The organism is Streptomyces sp. NPDC090022 (assembly GCF_044748145.1).
GTDB lineage: Bacteria > Actinomycetota > Actinomycetes > Streptomycetales > Streptomycetaceae > Streptomyces.
Genome location: NZ_JBIVFN010000023.1, coordinates 14,084 through 29,138, shown reverse-complemented (window position 1 = coordinate 29,138; position 15,055 = coordinate 14,084). Strand labels below are relative to the sequence as shown.

General features: G+C 72.9%; 16 protein-coding genes and 1 tRNA gene. 10 read left to right on the top strand and 7 right to left on the bottom strand.

Features of this window, described 5'->3' with window-relative positions:
- Positions 1-260: 260 nt before the first annotated feature.
- Positions 261-334: transfer RNA gene (locus ACIPXB_RS29550), tRNA-Met, on the top strand.
- Between the two features lie 125 nt (positions 335-459).
- Here the strand turns inward: ACIPXB_RS29550 and ACIPXB_RS29545 are convergent.
- Positions 460-879: a Fur family transcriptional regulator gene (locus tag ACIPXB_RS29545; RefSeq protein ID WP_401454671.1), complete on the bottom strand. Its 420-nt coding sequence runs from the start codon at positions 877-879 to the stop codon at positions 460-462.
- A gap of 131 nt (positions 880-1,010) precedes the next feature.
- On the opposite strand from ACIPXB_RS29545, the gene ACIPXB_RS29540 reads away from it, so the two are divergent.
- Positions 1,011-2,462, top strand: a complete 1,452-nt coding sequence (locus ACIPXB_RS29540; protein ID WP_401454668.1) for a catalase — start codon at positions 1,011-1,013, stop codon at positions 2,460-2,462.
- A gap of 70 nt (positions 2,463-2,532) precedes the next feature.
- On the opposite strand, the gene ACIPXB_RS29535 is transcribed toward ACIPXB_RS29540, so the two are convergent.
- Positions 2,533-2,925, bottom strand: a complete 393-nt coding sequence (locus tag ACIPXB_RS29535) for a cyclic nucleotide-binding/CBS domain-containing protein (RefSeq protein WP_401454666.1) — start codon at positions 2,923-2,925, stop codon at positions 2,533-2,535.
- A gap of 126 nt (positions 2,926-3,051) precedes the next feature.
- Entirely contained in the window at positions 3,052-3,855 is an 804-nt protein-coding gene (gene hisN, locus ACIPXB_RS29530) for a histidinol-phosphatase (protein WP_401454663.1), read from the bottom strand.
- Between the two features lie 100 nt (positions 3,856-3,955).
- On the opposite strand from hisN, the gene ACIPXB_RS29525 reads away from it, so the two are divergent.
- A complete protein-coding gene (locus ACIPXB_RS29525) occupies positions 3,956-4,537 on the top strand; it encodes a TetR/AcrR family transcriptional regulator (RefSeq protein ID WP_401454661.1) in 582 nt (193 codons plus the stop codon).
- A 77-nt stretch (positions 4,538-4,614) separates the two neighbouring features.
- Here the strand turns inward: ACIPXB_RS29525 and ACIPXB_RS29520 are convergent, their stop codons facing one another.
- From ACIPXB_RS29520 to ACIPXB_RS29505, 4 genes are all read right to left on the bottom strand, one after another.
- Positions 4,615-4,938, bottom strand: a complete 324-nt coding sequence (locus ACIPXB_RS29520) for a DMT family transporter (protein WP_401454658.1) — start codon at positions 4,936-4,938, stop codon at positions 4,615-4,617.
- Positions 4,939-5,048: 110 nt separating this feature from the next.
- A complete protein-coding gene (gene rsgA, locus ACIPXB_RS29515; RefSeq protein ID WP_401454656.1) occupies positions 5,049-6,059 on the bottom strand; it encodes a ribosome small subunit-dependent GTPase A in 1,011 nt (336 codons plus the stop codon).
- Between the two features lie 9 nt (positions 6,060-6,068).
- Complete coding sequence (gene aroA / locus ACIPXB_RS29510) at positions 6,069-7,433, bottom strand: 3-phosphoshikimate 1-carboxyvinyltransferase (protein ID WP_401454653.1); 1,365 nt, start codon at positions 7,431-7,433, stop codon at positions 6,069-6,071.
- Positions 7,434-7,475: 42 nt separating this feature from the next.
- Entirely contained in the window at positions 7,476-8,189 is a 714-nt protein-coding gene (locus tag ACIPXB_RS29505) for a M50 family metallopeptidase (protein ID WP_401454651.1), read from the bottom strand.
- Positions 8,190-8,242: 53 nt separating this feature from the next.
- Here ACIPXB_RS29505 and ACIPXB_RS29500 point away from each other — a divergent pair, with 53 nt between their 5' ends.
- The 7 genes from ACIPXB_RS29500 (at position 8,243) to ACIPXB_RS29470 (ending at position 14,950) form a co-directional block, all read left to right on the top strand.
- Entirely contained in the window at positions 8,243-9,058 is an 816-nt protein-coding gene (locus ACIPXB_RS29500; protein ID WP_401454650.1) for an SOS response-associated peptidase, read from the top strand.
- Between the two features lie 19 nt (positions 9,059-9,077).
- A complete protein-coding gene (locus tag ACIPXB_RS29495; protein ID WP_401454647.1) occupies positions 9,078-9,716 on the top strand; it encodes an alpha/beta family hydrolase in 639 nt (212 codons plus the stop codon).
- A gap of 268 nt (positions 9,717-9,984) precedes the next feature.
- Positions 9,985-10,629: a sigma-70 family RNA polymerase sigma factor gene (locus ACIPXB_RS29490; protein WP_401454646.1), complete on the top strand. Its 645-nt coding sequence runs from the start codon at positions 9,985-9,987 to the stop codon at positions 10,627-10,629.
- A complete protein-coding gene (gene rsrA, locus ACIPXB_RS29485) occupies positions 10,626-10,928 on the top strand; it encodes a mycothiol system anti-sigma-R factor (RefSeq protein WP_401454645.1) in 303 nt (100 codons plus the stop codon). The genes ACIPXB_RS29490 and rsrA overlap by 4 nt, the downstream gene beginning before the upstream one ends.
- Before the next feature lie 216 nt (positions 10,929-11,144).
- A complete protein-coding gene (locus tag ACIPXB_RS29480) occupies positions 11,145-12,515 on the top strand; it encodes an HD-GYP domain-containing protein (protein WP_401454644.1) in 1,371 nt (456 codons plus the stop codon).
- A complete protein-coding gene (locus ACIPXB_RS29475) occupies positions 12,512-13,834 on the top strand; it encodes an HD-GYP domain-containing protein (RefSeq protein ID WP_401454643.1) in 1,323 nt (440 codons plus the stop codon). Before ACIPXB_RS29480 ends, ACIPXB_RS29475 begins: the two co-directional genes overlap by 4 nt.
- Before the next feature lie 120 nt (positions 13,835-13,954).
- A complete protein-coding gene (locus ACIPXB_RS29470; RefSeq protein WP_401454642.1) occupies positions 13,955-14,950 on the top strand; it encodes a tetratricopeptide repeat protein in 996 nt (331 codons plus the stop codon).
- The last annotated feature ends 105 nt before the right edge of the window (positions 14,951-15,055 follow it).

Sequence of the window (15,055 nt, the reverse complement as noted above, 5' to 3'; positions counted from 1 at the left end):
CCGGCGCCTTCCACGAGCACTTCGCGAGCAAGGACGAGCTGCTCCAGGCCCTGATGCGGGACATGGGGGCGCAGGTCGACGAGGCCGTCGGCGCCGCTGACCACCCGCGTGAGCACGACCTCGCGCGAGCGGGGCCAGGACCTGCCCGGCGACCCGGAACTGGTCGCCGCCGCCACCCTCACCGCGCTGCTGCACCGAGGGCTCGCCGGTTAAGCGATTTGCATCTGTCGGGGGGCGTCACGTAACGTTGGGTTCACCGACGCGGGGTGGAGCAGCTCGGTAGCTCGCTGGGCTCATAACCCAGAGGTCGCAGGTTCAAATCCTGTCCCCGCTACTGAAGCCGAAGGCCCGGATCCTCAAGGATCCGGGCCTTCGGCGTTTGTGCAGACGTAGAGGGAGGGAGAGGGGGCGGGCCGCTCTGCGGCCCGCCCCCTCTCCCTCAGCCTCGCGTCGCGGCTCTCAGGCCGTCGCCGCGCAGTTCGGGCAGATCCCGCGGTACGTCACCTCGACGCCCTCGACCGTGAAGCCGAAGCGCTCCGAGTCGGGCAGGTCGGCCAGCGGGTTGCCCGCCGGGTGGACGTCGCGGATCGCGCCGCAGCGGGCGCAGACCAGGTGCTGGTGCGGCCGGTGGGCGTTGGGGTCGTAGCGCTTGGCGCGGCGGTCCGTGGACACCTCCAGGACCTCGCCCAGGGACACCAGCTCGCCCAGGGTGTTGTACACGGTCGCCCGGGAGATCTCCGGCAGCCGGGCCACGGCGCGGGCGTGCACCTCGTCGGCCGTCAGGTGGACGTGGTCGCCGTCGAGCACCTCGGCCACGACGCGGCGCTGCGCCGTCATGCGCCAGCCGCGTCCGCGAAGTCGTTCCAGCAGGTCACTCATGTACGCCAGCCTAGCAGCGAGGGGACCTGGTGCAGTTCAGGACTGCATTCGGAATTGGATGTTTATTTGGATTAGACAAAGTCCAATGTAGGCTCGGTCCCACCGCAACGAACCACACGCAGGAGGCGCACGTGACGCACGGACCGCTCACCACGGAGGCCGGGGCTCCGGTCGCGGACAACCAGAACAGCGAGACGGCGGGCGTCGGTGGTCCGGTCCTGGTCCAGGACCAACTCCTGCTGGAGAAGCTCGCGCACTTCAACCGCGAGCGCATCCCGGAGCGCGTGGTGCACGCCCGCGGCGCCGGCGCGTACGGCACCTTCACGCTGACGCGCGACGTCTCGCGGTGGACCCGGGCGGCGTTCCTGTCCGAGGTCGGCAAGCAGACCGAGACCTTCCTGCGCTTCTCCACCGTAGCGGGCAACCTGGGCGCGGCCGACGCCGTGCGCGACCCGCGCGGCTGGGCGCTGAAGTTCTACACCGAGGAGGGCAACTACGACCTCGTCGGCAACAACACCCCGGTGTTCTTCATCAAGGACGCCATCAAGTTCCCGGACTTCATCCACACCCAGAAGCGCGACCCGTACACCGGCTCGCAGGAGCCGGACAACGTCTGGGACTTCTGGGGCCTGTCGCCCGAGTCCACCCACCAGGTGACCTGGCTCTTCGGCGACCGCGGCATACCGGCGTCCTACCGCCACATGAACGGCTACGGCTCGCACACGTTCCAGTGGAACAACGAGGCCGGCGAGGTCTTCTGGGTCAAGTACCACTTCAAGACCGACCAGGGCATCAGGAACCTCACCCAGGCCGAGGCCAACCGGCTCGCCGGCGAGGACCCCGACAGCCACCAGCGCGACCTGCGCCAGGCCATCGAGCGCGGGGACTTCCCCACCTGGACCGTGCAGGTCCAGATCATGCCCGAGGCCGAGGCGGCGACGTACCGCTTCAACCCGTTCGACCTCACCAAGGTGTGGCCGCACGAGGACTACCCGCCGATCGAGATCGGCAAGCTGGAGCTCAACCGCAACCCGGAGAACGTCTTCGCCGAGGTCGAGCAGAGCATCTTCAGCCCCGCCCACTTCGTCCCCGGCATCGGCCCGTCCCCCGACAAGATGCTCCAGGGCCGGCTCTTCGCGTACGGCGACGCCCACCGCTACCGCGTCGGCATCAACGCCGACCACCTGCCGGTGAACCGCCCGCACGCCACCGAGGCGCGCACCCACTCCCGTGACGGCTTCCTCTACGACGGCCGCCACAAGGGCGCGAAGAACTACGAGCCGAACAGCTTCGGCGGACCGCACCAGAGCGGCCGTCCGCTGTGGCAGTCCACCCCGGTCACCGGCGGCACCGGCAACCACGCCGCCGCGGTGCACGCCGAGGACACCGACTTCGTCCAGGCGGGCAACCTCTACCGGCTGATGTCGCCGGAGGAGCAGGCCCGGCTGATCGAGAACCTGTCCGGCTTCATCGCCAAGGTCTCCCGCGACGACATCGCCGAGCGGGCGATCGGCAACTTCCGCCGGGCGGACGACGACTTCGGCAAGCGGCTCGACGCCGCGGTCCAGGCCCTGCGCGGCTGACCGGACCGCTCGCCGAGGCAAGGCGACGGGCCGGGACCCCGGGACTGCCCGGGGTCCCGGCCCGCCGTCGTTACGCCGGCACCCCGCGGCGCTCGGGGACCCAGCAGCGGATGATGTCGCGGACCGAGACGATCCCCACCGGACCGCCGTGCTCCAGGACGATCAGATGCCGGAAGCCGCCGTGGGCCATCGCCTCGGCGGCATCCAGCAAGGTGGCCTCGGGGGTGCAGAACACCACGTTGTTCGTGGTGTGCGCGCCCACGGTCTCGCGGTCGGGGTCGTGCCCCGCACCGATCGAATTGAGGATGTCGCGCTCGGTCAGGATGCCGACCCCGCTGTGCTCGGGGTCGAGGACGACGGCCGCGCCGACGCGGCGGCCGGACATCAGGCCTGCGGCCTGTCGGAGGGTGTGTGCGGGTCCGAGGGTCAGGATCAGGGTGCTCATGGCGTCACGGACGAGCATGGAGAGAGCCACCTCCTAGGGTGAGAACCCCCGCTCGGGCGGAGCGCTTAGAGAAAGCATTCACAAGCGCACAAGCGGAGGATTCTCAGATTCCCACGACCACACAGGGTCAACAAGAGGGCGCGTTCAGTCGCGCGGGCGCACGTACTCCAGCATCTGGTCGTGCAGCAGGCCGTTGGAGGCCGCCGCGTTGCCGCCGTGCACTCCGTCCACGCCGTCGAGGCTGGTGAACCGGCCGCCGGCCTCCTGGACGACCACCGCGATCGCGGCCATGTCCCACAGGTTCAGCTCCGGCTCCGCGCACAGGTCCAGCGAACCCTCGGCGACCATCATGTACGGCCAGAAGTCCCCGTAGCCGCGGGTGCGCCAGCACGCCCGCGTCAGGTCCAGGAACCCGGGCAGCCGGCCCTGCTCCTCCCAGCCGCCCAGCGAGGAGTACGCGAACGAGGCGTCGCCCAGCGAGGCGACCTTCGAGACGCCGATCCGGGTCTCCTCGCCGAGGGCGCCCCCCGCGAACGCGCCCGCACCCTCGGCGGCCCACCAGCGGCGGCCCAGCGCCGGGGCGGACACCACGCCGACGACCGGACGGAACCGGCCGTTCTCGTCCTCCTCCATCAGGGAGATCAGCGTGGCCCAGACCGGCACCCCGCGGACGTAGTTCTTGGTGCCGTCGATCGGGTCGACGACCCAGCGCCGCGGACCGCTTCCCACGAGGCCGTACTCCTCGCCGAGGATCGCGTCGGACGGCCGCGCCTCCTCGATCAGGCGCCGGATCACGGCCTCCGTCTCGGTGTCCGCCTCGCTGACCGGAGTCATGTCCGGCTTGGTCTCCACCTTGAGGTCGAGGGCCTTGAAACGGGCCGTCGTGACCTGGTCGGCAGCGTCGGCGAGAGCGTGGGCAAGGCGCAGATCATCGTCATACTCGGGCATGGCCGAACAGTATCGGCACCCTTCCGGCCGGACCACACGGACCGTCTTGACACGGCGTCAGAGCACGTCAACTCTGGCGGGAAAGCGTGGGGAGGCGAAGATGCCGGCAGCGCGGGAGGCCTTGCTGGAGGCGGCCGGAGCGGCGCTCGTGGCGCGCCCCTGGACGGCCGTGCGGATGGTCGAGGTGGCGGCCGCGGCCGGGGTGTCGCGGCAGACGCTCTACAACGAATTCGGCGGAAAGGAAGGGCTCGGGCGCGCCCTCGTGCGCCGCGAGACCGACTGGTACCTGGCCGGCGTGGACCGCGCGCTGGCCCCGCCCGCCCGGCCCGAGGAGCGGCTGGCGGCGCTGGCCGACTGGACCGTGCGGGCCGCCCGCGAGCACCCCCTGGTCCGGGCGGTCCTGACGGGCTGCTGGGACAGCCGGCTGCCGCCTGCCGTACCGGCGGGCACCTCGTGGTCGGGCGCGGCCACCGGGCCGCCGGGGCCCGGGGAGATGGCCCGCGCGGTGCGCGACCGGGCGGCGGCGGCGCTGTCGTCGGCGCCGGAGGCGGGCGGGTCCGGCGGATCCGCGGCCGCCGGCGTGCGCCAGTGCGAGCTGGCGGTACGGCTGGCGCTCTCCTACGTCATCGCCCCGCCGCTGGACCCCGCGGACCCGGACCTCGTCACGCTCCTCGCGCCCTGACCGCACGCCCCCGCCACCCGGTCCCGCCACCCGGTCCCGCACCCTGACCGCACTCCGCCGAGGCCGCCCGGGCCCGCTCAGTGGCTGCCGCCCGACAACTGCAGGCCGATCACCCCGATGATGACCAGGGAGATCGAGACGATCTTCAGGGTGGAGACCAGATCGCCGAGGAAGACCATGCCGTAGATCGCCGTCCCGGCCGCGCCGATCCCCGTCCAGACCGCGTACGCCGGGCCCACGTCGAGCTTCTTCAGCGCCAGCGTCAGCAGGCCGAAACTTCCGAGCGCGAAGCACGCGAAGGCGATCGTCGGCCACAGCCGGGTGAACCCGTGGGACAGTTTCAGGCAGACCGCGAACCCGGTCTCCAGGATTCCCGCGACCACGACCAGCAGCCACGCCATGTCGAATGCCTCCCCGCGTCACGTGACACGGCCGTCGCCCCGACCTCGCGCCACTTGGTGCGATTATGCATTTACCAGACATGGCGCCCGGCAAACGTCGGCCCTGGACGTCAGTCGCCCTCGCGGCGCTCGCGCGTCGCCAGCAGCCGCCGCAGCGAATACAGCCGGGCCGGCTCCGCGTGACCCTGCTCCACCCACTCGTCCAGCGCGCAGTCCTTCTCGTCGTGGCTGCACGCCCGCGGGCAGTTCTCCGTCCCCGGCACCAGGTCCGGGAAGGCCAGGATCACCCGCGACGGATCCACGTGGTGCAGACCGAACGACCGCACGCCCGGGGTGTCGATCACCCACCCCTCCACCCCCGGCAGCGGCAGCGCCAGCGCCGAGGTGGTGGTGTGCCGGCCGCGCCCGGTGACCGCGTTGACGTGGCCCGTGGCCCGCCTGCGGTCCTCCGCCACCAGGGAGTTGACCAGCGTGGTCTTGCCGACGCCCGAATGGCCCACGAACGCCGTGATCCGGCCCGCCAGCCGCTCGCGCACCCGCGCCGCCGCGTCCCCGGTCTCCAGCTCCTCGCGGTTGGTCACCACGTAGTCCACACCGAGCGTCGCGTACGTCTCCAGCAGCTTCTCCGCCGGCGCCAGGTCCGACTTCGTCAGCACCAGCAGCGGCTCCAGACCCGCGTCGTACGCCGCCACCAGACAGCGGTCGATCATCCGGGGCCGCGGCTCCGGGTCCGCCAGCGCGGTGACGATCGCCAGCTGGTCGGCGTTCGCGACGACCACGCGCTCGTACGGATCGTCGTCGTCGGCGGTGCGCCGCAGCACCGAGCGGCGCTCCTCGATCCGTACGATCCGCGCGAGCGTGTCCTTCTTGCCCGAGAGGTCGCCCACCAGGCCCACCCGGTCACCCACCACCGCGGCCTTGCGGCCCAGTTCGCGGGCCTTCATGGCGACGACCTTCCGGTCCTCGACCAGGCAGGTCAGCCGGCCCCGGTCGACGGTGAGGACGAACCCCTCGGCCGCGTCCTCGTGCTTCGGCCGGATGCTGGTCCGCGGCCGGTTGCCCTTGCGGTTGGGGCGGCTGCGGATGTCGTCCTCGTCGGTGTTCTTGCCGTACCGGCGCATGGCTGGCCCTTACGCTCCCGCTCCTGGCCCCGCAGCGGTTCCCGCGAGCATGTCCGTCCACATCCGGGGGAAGTCCGGCAGGGTCTTCGCGGTCGTCGCCACGTTCTCGATCTGCACGCCCTCGACCGCCAGGCCGATCACCGCGCCGGCGGTGGCCATCCGGTGGTCGTCGTAGGTGTGGAACACCCCGCCGTGCAGGCGGCGCGGGCGGATGTGCAGGCCGTCGGCAGTCTCGGTGACGTCGCCGCCGAGCTCGTTGATCTCCTTGGTCAGCGCCGCCAGCCGGTCCGTCTCGTGCAGCCGCAGGTGGGCCACGCCGCGCAGGGTCGACGGCGAGTCGGCCAGCGCCGCCACCGCCGCGATGCCCGGGGTCAGCTCGCCGACGTCGCCCAGGTCCACGTCGATGCCGTGGATCGTGCCGGTGCCGCTGAAGACCAGGCCCGCGTCGGTCAGCTCGCAGGAGCCGCCCATCTGCGTGAAGATCTCGCGCAGCGCGTCGCCGGGCTGCGTGGTGCGCCGCGGCCAGTCCGGGATCGTGACCGTGCCGCCGGTGATCAGCGCGGCGGCCATGAAGGGCTGCGCGTTCGACAGGTCCGGCTCCACGACCATGTCGCGGCCCAGCAGCGCGCCCGGCGCCACCCGCCAGACGTTCTTCTCGCCACCGGCCTCCGGGGTGTCGACCTGGGCGCCGGCGGCGCGCAGCATCTCCACGGTCATCCGGATGTGCGGCATCGACGGCAGGCTGGCGCCCACGTGCCGCACCTCGACGCCCTGGTTGAAGCGCGGGGCCGACAGCAGCAGCGCGGAGACGAACTGCGAGGAGTTGCTGGCGTCGATCTCGACGGTGCCGCCCTCCAGCGCCCCGCCGCCGTGCACGGTCAGGGGCAGCGCGCCCCGGCCCTCGTCGTCGATCCGGGCACCGAGCGCGCGCAGCGCCCCGATGACCTGGCCGAGCGGGCGTTCGTACGAGCGGGGGTCGCCGTCGAAACGGATGTCACCGGCGGCCAGCGTGGCCACCGGCGGCAGGAAACGCATCACGGTGCCGGCGTTGCCGACGTCCACGGTCGCCGGGCCGTGCAGCGCGGCCGGGATGATCCGCCAGGCCTCACCCGAACCGGTGTCGGCGGAACTGGCGGAACTGGAGGAAACGGTCTCCTCGATGCCCACGCCCATCGCGCGCAGCGCGTCGGACATCAGCTGGGAGTCGCGCGAGCGCAGCGGCCGGCGCACCCAGCCCGGCTCGGCGGCGAGGGCCGCGAGCACCAGGGCACGGTTGGTCACCGACTTCGACCCCGGCACGGTCACGGTGGCACGGACGGATCCGTCCGCGAGCGGGGCGGGCCAGAGGGCGGGCAGCGCAGGGGTCTGGGTCATGCCCTCACTTTAGTGGCAGTGCCCGGTACCCGGCCGCCCTGCTCACAGGCCGAGAAGCCACCGCCCGCCGCCCGTCAGCGAGCACAGCGTGACCACGTGGAACATGATCAGCCACACCACCGGGTGCAGGTGCGTCAGGCGTCCCAGCTGGTCCGCGTCCGAATCGGGGGCTCCGCCGTGCCGGCGCTTGCCCTGGAGCTCGAACACCGGCCGTACACCGCCGAGCAGCAGGAACCAGACGACCCCGTACGCGAAAAGGGCCTGGACCTCGGCCGGGGCCAGCCAGGACACCAGCAGGAACGCGCCGCCGCAGACGATCACGGTCAGGGCGCCGTACGCGTTGCGGATCATCGTCAGCATCGCCAGGAGCAGCGCGGTCGCCGCCCACAGCAGCAGCGTGATGCGGTGCGAGGCGAGCAGCGCGGCCCCGCCCAGCCCCAGCAACGACGGCGCGATGTAGCCGGCGGCGGCGGTCAGGATCATTCCCAGCCCGGTCGGTTTGCCGCGGCTGACGGTCAGGCCGCTGGTGTCCGAGTGCAGCCGGATCCCCTCCAGGCGGCGGCGGGTCAGGACGGCGACCAGCCCGTGCCCGCCCTCGTGAGCGATGGTCACGGCGTTGCGCGATATTCGCCAGACCGGATGCGGGAGGACAACGGCCAGGGCGACCAGGCCGGTCACGATCACCAGCCACATCTCGGGGGCTGCCTGCGTACCGGTGAGCCGGTCCCACAGGCCGGCCGCGGTGGTGCTGTTCATCTGAGGGCGGACTCCTCGCCTGGGTGGTCGGACGACATGGCAGTGTGACAGCCATGTGCGGACGGTATGCATCGAGTCGTAGGCCCGAGGACCTGGTGGACGTCTTCGGGATAGAGCGGTGGGAGCCCGAGGAGACCCTGGCGCCCGACTGGAACGTGGCACCCACCAAGGAGGTGTACGTCGTACTCGACCGTCCCCTGAAAGACGCGGGGGACCCGCGTCCGGTTCGCCAGCTGCGCACCGTCCGGTGGGGGCTGGTCCCGTCCTGGGCCGAGAACCCCGACGGCGCCGCCCGGATGATCAACGCCCGCTGCGAGACCCTGCACGAGAAGCCCTCCTTCCGCCGCCCCTTCGCGCAGCGGCGCTGCATCGTCCCCGCCGACGGCTACTACGAGTGGGTCACCGGCACCGACGAGCGGCAGCTGGAGGTCGAGGGGAAGAAGAAGCGCCCGCGCAAGCAGCCGTACTTCGTCACGCCCGCCGACGGCTCCGTCTTCGCGATGGCCGGGATCTACGAGTTCTGGCGCGACCGCACCCTGCCCGACGCGCACCCGCAGGCCTGGTGGGTGACCTGCTCGGTGATCACCACCGAGGCCGAGACCACCCCGCTGGGCATCGCGCCCGCCGAGGGGCCCGGCTCGCTCGCCGAGATCCACCCCCGGATGCCGCTGATGCTCACCCCGGACCGCTGGGACGCCTGGCTGGACCCCATCGACACCGACGTGGCGGGGCTGCGCGGGCTGCTCACGCCGCCGCCCGGCGGCCTGATGCGGGCGTACCCGGTCGCCACGGCCGTCAGCAACGTCCGCAACAACGGGCCCGAGCTGCTGGCGGAGCTGGCCGCGCCGGAGCTCGGCACGCTGTTCTGACCCGGGCAGGATGGGGCGCATGACGACGCGTACCCAGAGTGTGGACACCCCGGCCGGCGAGGCCCGCATCACCTGGCACCCCGCCCGCGGCGCGCGCCTCGTGCTGGCCGTGAGCCACGGGGCGGGCGGCGGCATCGAGGCCCGCGACCTGCGGGCGCTGGCCGCCGCCCTGCCCGGCCGCGGGATCACCGTGGCGCTGGTCGAACAGCCCTGGCGGGTGGCCGGCAAGAAGGTGGCCGCCGCCCCGAAGGTGCTGGACGAGGGCTGGCGCGCGCTGTGGCCGGCGCTCGAGGAGCCCGGCGTGCCGGTGGTCGCGGGCGGCCGCAGCGCCGGGGCCCGGGTGGCCTGCCGGACCGCCGCCGAGCTGGACGCGGCCGGCGTCCTGGCGCTCGCCTTCCCGCTGCACCCGCCGGGCCGGCCGGAGAGCTCCCGGGCGGCGGAGCTGACCGGGGCCGGGCGCCCCACGCTGGTGCTCCAGGGCGGCCGGGACCCCTTCGGGCGTCCGGAGGAGTTCCCGGAGGGCTCCTACGAGCTGGTGGAGGTCCCAGGCGGCGACCACGGCTTCGCCGTGCCCAAGAGGGCCGCCACCACCCAGGAGGAGGCCCTGGAACTGATCACCACGACCACGGCCGGCTGGCTGGACCGGCTCCTGCCGTGACCGGCGGCCCGCACGTGGCTTGCGGCGGACGGGAATGCGGGACCTTCGTCCTTGGTTGATCCCGGTATCGGAACGTAGGAACCGCCGGAAGATGAGGATGCGCATGACCCAGGTCATCAGCCAGAACCGTCCGCAGGCCGCTGACCTGGACTGGACGGTGCTGCCTGCGCCGAAGCGCACCCCGGTTCGGGCGGCGGGGGGCCGGGATGGTCGACTATTCTCCGATTCGAGCGGGTCCGCATTCGGAGCTGCCACGCTGTCGGAGGAGGTGGGTTCCGTCACTGGGACCGACGAAGGCCACGCGGAGGAGACGACCGCGGAGCGCAACGCGCGCTTCGAACGGGACGCCCTCGGCTACCTCGACCAGATGTACTCGGCCGCACTGCGCATGACGCGCAACCCGGCCGACGCCGAGGACCTGGTCCAGGAGACGTACGCGAAGGCGTACGCGTCCTTCCACCAGTTCCGCGAGGGGACCAACCTCAAGGCGTGGCTCTACCGCATCCTGACCAACACCTTCATCAACTCCTACCGCAAGAAGCAGCGGGAACCGCAGCGCAGTGCGGCCGAGGAGATCGAGGACTGGCAGCTGGCGCGCGCCGAGTCGCACATGTCGACGGGGCTGCGCTCCGCCGAGTCGCAGGCGCTCGACCACCTGCCCGACTCGGACGTCAAGGAAGCCCTGCAGGCCATTCCGGAAGAGTTCCGCATCGCCGTCTATCTCGCGGACGTAGAGGGCTTTGCGTACAAGGAGATCGCGGACATCATGGGTACACCCATCGGTACGGTCATGTCGCGACTGCACCGTGGCCGCCGTCAACTCCGCGGGATGCTGGAGGACTACGCCCGTGAGCGCGGGCTGGTCCCCGCGGGCGCGGGAGAGTCGAACGACCGGAAAGGCTCGGGCTCATGAGCTGCGGAGAGCCGCACGAGATGGATTGCTCTGAGGTCCTGGACCACCTTTATGAGTTCCTCGACCACGAAATGCCGGACAGCGACTGCACGAAGTTCGAGACGCACTTCGGCGAGTGCAATCCCTGCCTGGAGAAGTACGGGCTCGAGAAGGCCGTGAAGAAGCTGGTGAAGCGCTGCTGCGGGTCGGACGACGTACCGACCGACCTGCGGTCCAAGGTCATGGGGCGGATCGAGCTGATCCGTTCCGGCCAGGCCGTCCCCGACCACGACGTCACGGCGGGACCGGCCACCGGCTGACACCACCGGCCACCGTCGGCCGGACGTCCGTGAACACCTGCCCCCGGAACGCCCCTTCGTTCACCCGAAGGTGCTAATCCAGGGGCACCCGGACGGCGCAATCCGAAAATGTTGCCCCACGGCGTGCGGGGCCCCACCTATTCTCCCCCATCGGTACCGCTTCGATTCGGTACCCAGCCCGCGACGACGTGCCGGGCCACAGGGGAGGAGAGCGCCATGCGGGGACTTCCGCCGGTGGCGCGCGCCTATATCCTCTGCGCCCTGGCGGGCGCCGTCGTCTGTGTGCTGCCGGCGGTGCTCGGCCCCGCCACCGCGTGGGTTCCGCTCGTCCTCCTCGCCGGGCTCTACCTGGCCTGCGAAGTGGTCCGCGGCTGTCCGGTGACGGGGCGCAAGGTGCCCGAGGGCATCGGCTCCTTCTTCCCCGTGGTGCTGGCGGGCGTCTTCCTGCTGCCGCCCGCCGCCGCGGCGCTGGCCGCGGTCCCCGGGGCGCTGGCCGCCCCCGTGACCTCGCCGCCCGCCGGGGTACGCCGCCTGTGGCACGCGGCGCAGCAGGCGATCGCCGCGTGGGCCGCCGGGCGGGCGTACGGGGCTCTGGGCGGGCCCGGCGCCGACTTCCCGTACGCGGCGCTGCCCGCGGCGGCCGGCGCCACCGTCTTCTGCCTGGTCCTCACCGCCCTCGAGGGCGGGGTGCTGGCCACCGCCGAGCGCCGGCCCGCCGCCCTGGCCTGGCGCGGGCTGCTGACCCGGTCGCTCGTCCCGCACTGCGTGCACGGCCTGGCCGGGCTGATGATGGCCGTGATGTGGCGCAGCTCCTACGGCCCGCCGGCCGCCCTGCTGGTGCTGCTGCCCATGTACCTCTCCTGCTGGATCTTCGCGCAGGCCCACCGCGAACGGGCTGCCCACCGGGCGACCATCCGCGCCCTCGTCCACGCCGTCGACATCAAGGACCGCTACACGCGGGGCCACAGCGAACGCGTCGGCCAGGCCTCCGCGATGATCGCCCGCGAGCTGGGCATGGCCGAGGACCGCCTGGAGGTGGTCCGCATCGCTGGCATCCTCCACGACGTGGGCAAACTCGGCGTACCGACCCGGCTGCTGCGCAAGGACGGGCCGCTGACCCCCGAGGAGCGCCGGGCCATTGAACTCCACCCCGAGTACGGCCACGAGATGGTGCGCGGCATCGACTTCCTCGGCGAGGCCCGGTCCGCGATCCTGCACCACCACGAGCGCGTCGACGGATCCGGCTATCCGTACGGACTGACCGGCGACCAGATCCCGGTGCCGGCCAAGGTGGTGGCGGTCGCCGACGCCTTCGACGCGATGACCTCGACCCGCTCCTACAGCCGGGCCCGGCCGGTTCCCGTGGCGCTGGCCGAGCTGGAGCGCTGCGCCGGCACCCAGTTCGAACCGGCTATGGTGCGCGCGCTGGTCACGGCGGTCCGCCGGGACGGCTGGCACCCCGTGGTCACCTCCGACGAGGACCTCCAGGTCATCGCCGCCGCGGCCGCCGATCCCCGGGGCGCCCTGCCCGGGATGCCCGCGCAGAGCGGCGAGGCATCGGCGCGGACCGGCGGGGGCCGGACGTGAGGACGTATCCCGCCCGGGCGGTGCGCGCGGCCGCCGGGGCGCTGACCGCGGCGGGGCTCGGGCACACCCTGTGGAACGGCGTCGCCGGCCCCCGGATCGCGCTCGCCTTCGGGGTGCTCATCGCCGTGGGCGAGCTGGTCCGGCGCGACGGGCGCGGGCCGGACGGGCCGGGTGGGCCCGGTGGGCCGGGCGGGCCTGGTGGGCCTGGTGGGCAGCCGCCGGCCGAGGACCGCCACGGCGCGCCGCTCGGCTCGGCGGGCGCGCTCGCGTACGCGCTGCTCGGCCAGTGCGCCGGGCAGCCCTCCCGGCACGGGGTGCTCCAGGTCGTGGCCGTCGTCGTCGCTGCGGCCCTCGTCGGGACCGTCCCGCACATCGCCCGGGGCGGCGGCCAGGACCTGGACCACGTGGCCCGCCGGGTGCTCACCGTGGCCTTCGCCGCGGCCTGCTTCCAGCCGCTGTACAACTCGGGACGGCTGGAGCAGTGGTTCGGGCAGGGCCCCCTCCTGGTGGTCTTCCTGCTGGCCCTGCTGGGGCTGACCGCGCTGTGCGACGCGGTCCTCGCCGCCGCGCTGGCCGGGGCCCGCACCGGCCGGCCGTACGGGCCGCTGCTGCGCGACGAGCTGCGGGCGCTCGCCGGGATCGGCTCGGCGATCTGCGCCACCGGGGCGGTGATGGCGCTCGGGGCGGCCGTGGCGGGCCTGTGGGCGCTGCCCGTGTTCAGCGTGCCGCTGCTGCTGACCCAGATGTCGCTGCGCCGGATCACCGCGGTCCGTACCACCTACCGGCAGACGATCACCTCGCTGGCCCGGGCCACCGAGATCGCCGGGTACACCCGCCCCGGGCACGCCCGCCGCGTCGCGGTGCTCAGCTGCGCGGTGGGGCGGGAGCTGGGCCTGTCGGAGCGGGAGCTGACCGTGCTGGAGTACGCGGCCCTCATGCACGACATCGGCCAGCTGTCGCTGGTGGACCCGGTCCCGGCGGGGGCCACGGCGCCGCTGCCGGCCGCCGAGGCCCGCCGGATCGCGGCGCTGGGCGGCGAGGTGGCCCGGCAGACCGGGGTGCCCGACGAGGTCGCGGTGGTGGTGGAGCGGCAGGCCGATCCGTACCGGCAGCAGCCGGTGGCCGCGCGGATCGTCCGGGCCGTCAACGCGTACGAGGATCTGGCCGGCGGGAGCCGTCACCCGGGCGGCTCACTGGCGGCCCTGGAGAAGCTCCGGCTGGGCACCGGACACGACTATCAGCCCGAGGTCGTGGAATGTCTGGCCAGAGTTCTGGCGCGGGGCGGACGTGCCAGAGTCGTAGCAGTTCCACCGGGGTAACCCATGGGTAATGAGCGGCCGTCCGAGTGGGCATGGTTGGATGCGAAGTGAGAGTGTCCGCAAGGCTGCACCGTTCTCCCCCAGCTACCGCTGGGAGGTGCCCCCAGGCAGGCGGGAATCGTGAGGATCTTCGGGAAGGTACGGCATCGGCCCTCCGCCTCGTGGCGGCAGGCCACCGACCGCGCGTTCACGCTGATCGGCGACGGTCGGTACGACGACGCGGGAGCCCTGCTGACCAGAGCCGCGGACCTGGAGCCGTGGCTGTCGGAGTCCTGGTTCAACCTGGCGCTGCTGCACAAGTTCCGGCACGACTGGGAGCAGGCCCGGGCCGCCGGGCTGCGGGCGGTGGCCCTGCTGGACCGCGAGACCGGGGCGCCGGACTGGTGGAACGTGGGCATCGCGGCCACCGCGCTCCAGGACTGGCCGCTGGCCCGGCGGGCCTGGCAGGCGTACGGGCTGAAGGTGCCCGGTGACCCGCACGGGAGCTCCGGCTCCGGCGAGCCGGTGGGCATGGAGCTGGGCAGCGCGGCCGTGCGGCTGTCGCCCGAGGGCGAGGCCGAGGTGGTCTGGGGCCGCCGGCTGGATCCGGCGCGCATGGAGGTCCTGTCGATCCCGCTGCCGTCGTCCGGGCGGCGCTGGGGCGAGGTGGTCCTGCACGACGGGGTCCCGCACGGCGAGCGCGTGACGGCCGCCGGCCCCTCCTATCCGGTCTTCGACGAGATCGAGCTGTGGGCGCCGTCCCCGGTGCCGACCTGGGTGGTGCTGCTGGAGGCGGCCTCCGAGTCCGACCGGGACGCCCTGGAGCAGCTGGCCTCGGACGCCGGGTTCGCCGCCGAGGACTGGTCCTCGTCCGTGCGGCTGCTGTGCCGTACCTGCTCGGAGTCCACGATGCCCAGCGACGAGGGCGACGGCGAGCACCTCGACCCGCACGACCACAGCGAACCGGGCCACCCGGGCCCCCTCGGCCACCGCACGGCCGGGTCGGGCTCCCTGTGGGTGCCCGAGCGCGAGTGCGGCATCGCGGCGCCGGCCGGGCTGGTGCGCGGTCTGCTGGACGGCTGGGTCGCCGACAGCCCGGACACCCGTGAGTGGCGGGACCTCGAAGAGGTCTGCTGAGCCGCACCCGCCCCCCGGCCGGGACTGATCGGTCCGCCCGGACCGCCGCCAGGGCATTGACTAGGCTGTAGCGGCACACGGTGACTTACGGAAGGCGATCGGCGG

Bases quoted from the DNA above. Each gene is read 5' to 3' on its own strand.
- ACIPXB_RS29545 (WP_401454671.1), bottom strand. From the start codon at position 879: ATGAGTGACCTGCTGGAACGACTTCGCGGACGCGGCTGGCGCATGACG.
- ACIPXB_RS29535 (WP_401454666.1), bottom strand. From the start codon at position 2,925: ATGCTCGTCCGTGACGCCATGAGCACCCTGATCCTGACCCTCGGACCC.
- hisN (WP_401454663.1), bottom strand. From the start codon at position 3,855: ATGCCCGAGTATGACGATGATCTGCGCCTTGCCCACGCTCTCGCCGAC.
- ACIPXB_RS29525 (WP_401454661.1), top strand. From the start codon at position 3,956: ATGCCGGCAGCGCGGGAGGCCTTGCTGGAGGCGGCCGGAGCGGCGCTC.
- ACIPXB_RS29520 (WP_401454658.1), bottom strand. From the start codon at position 4,938: ATGGCGTGGCTGCTGGTCGTGGTCGCGGGAATCCTGGAGACCGGGTTC.
- rsgA (WP_401454656.1), bottom strand. From the start codon at position 6,059: ATGCGCCGGTACGGCAAGAACACCGACGAGGACGACATCCGCAGCCGC.
- aroA (WP_401454653.1), bottom strand. From the start codon at position 7,433: ATGACCCAGACCCCTGCGCTGCCCGCCCTCTGGCCCGCCCCGCTCGCG.
- ACIPXB_RS29505 (WP_401454651.1), bottom strand. From the start codon at position 8,189: ATGAACAGCACCACCGCGGCCGGCCTGTGGGACCGGCTCACCGGTACG.
- ACIPXB_RS29500 (WP_401454650.1), top strand. From the start codon at position 8,243: ATGTGCGGACGGTATGCATCGAGTCGTAGGCCCGAGGACCTGGTGGAC.
- ACIPXB_RS29495 (WP_401454647.1), top strand. From the start codon at position 9,078: ATGACGACGCGTACCCAGAGTGTGGACACCCCGGCCGGCGAGGCCCGC.
- rsrA (WP_401454645.1), top strand. From the start codon at position 10,626: ATGAGCTGCGGAGAGCCGCACGAGATGGATTGCTCTGAGGTCCTGGAC.
- ACIPXB_RS29480 (WP_401454644.1), top strand. From the start codon at position 11,145: ATGCGGGGACTTCCGCCGGTGGCGCGCGCCTATATCCTCTGCGCCCTG.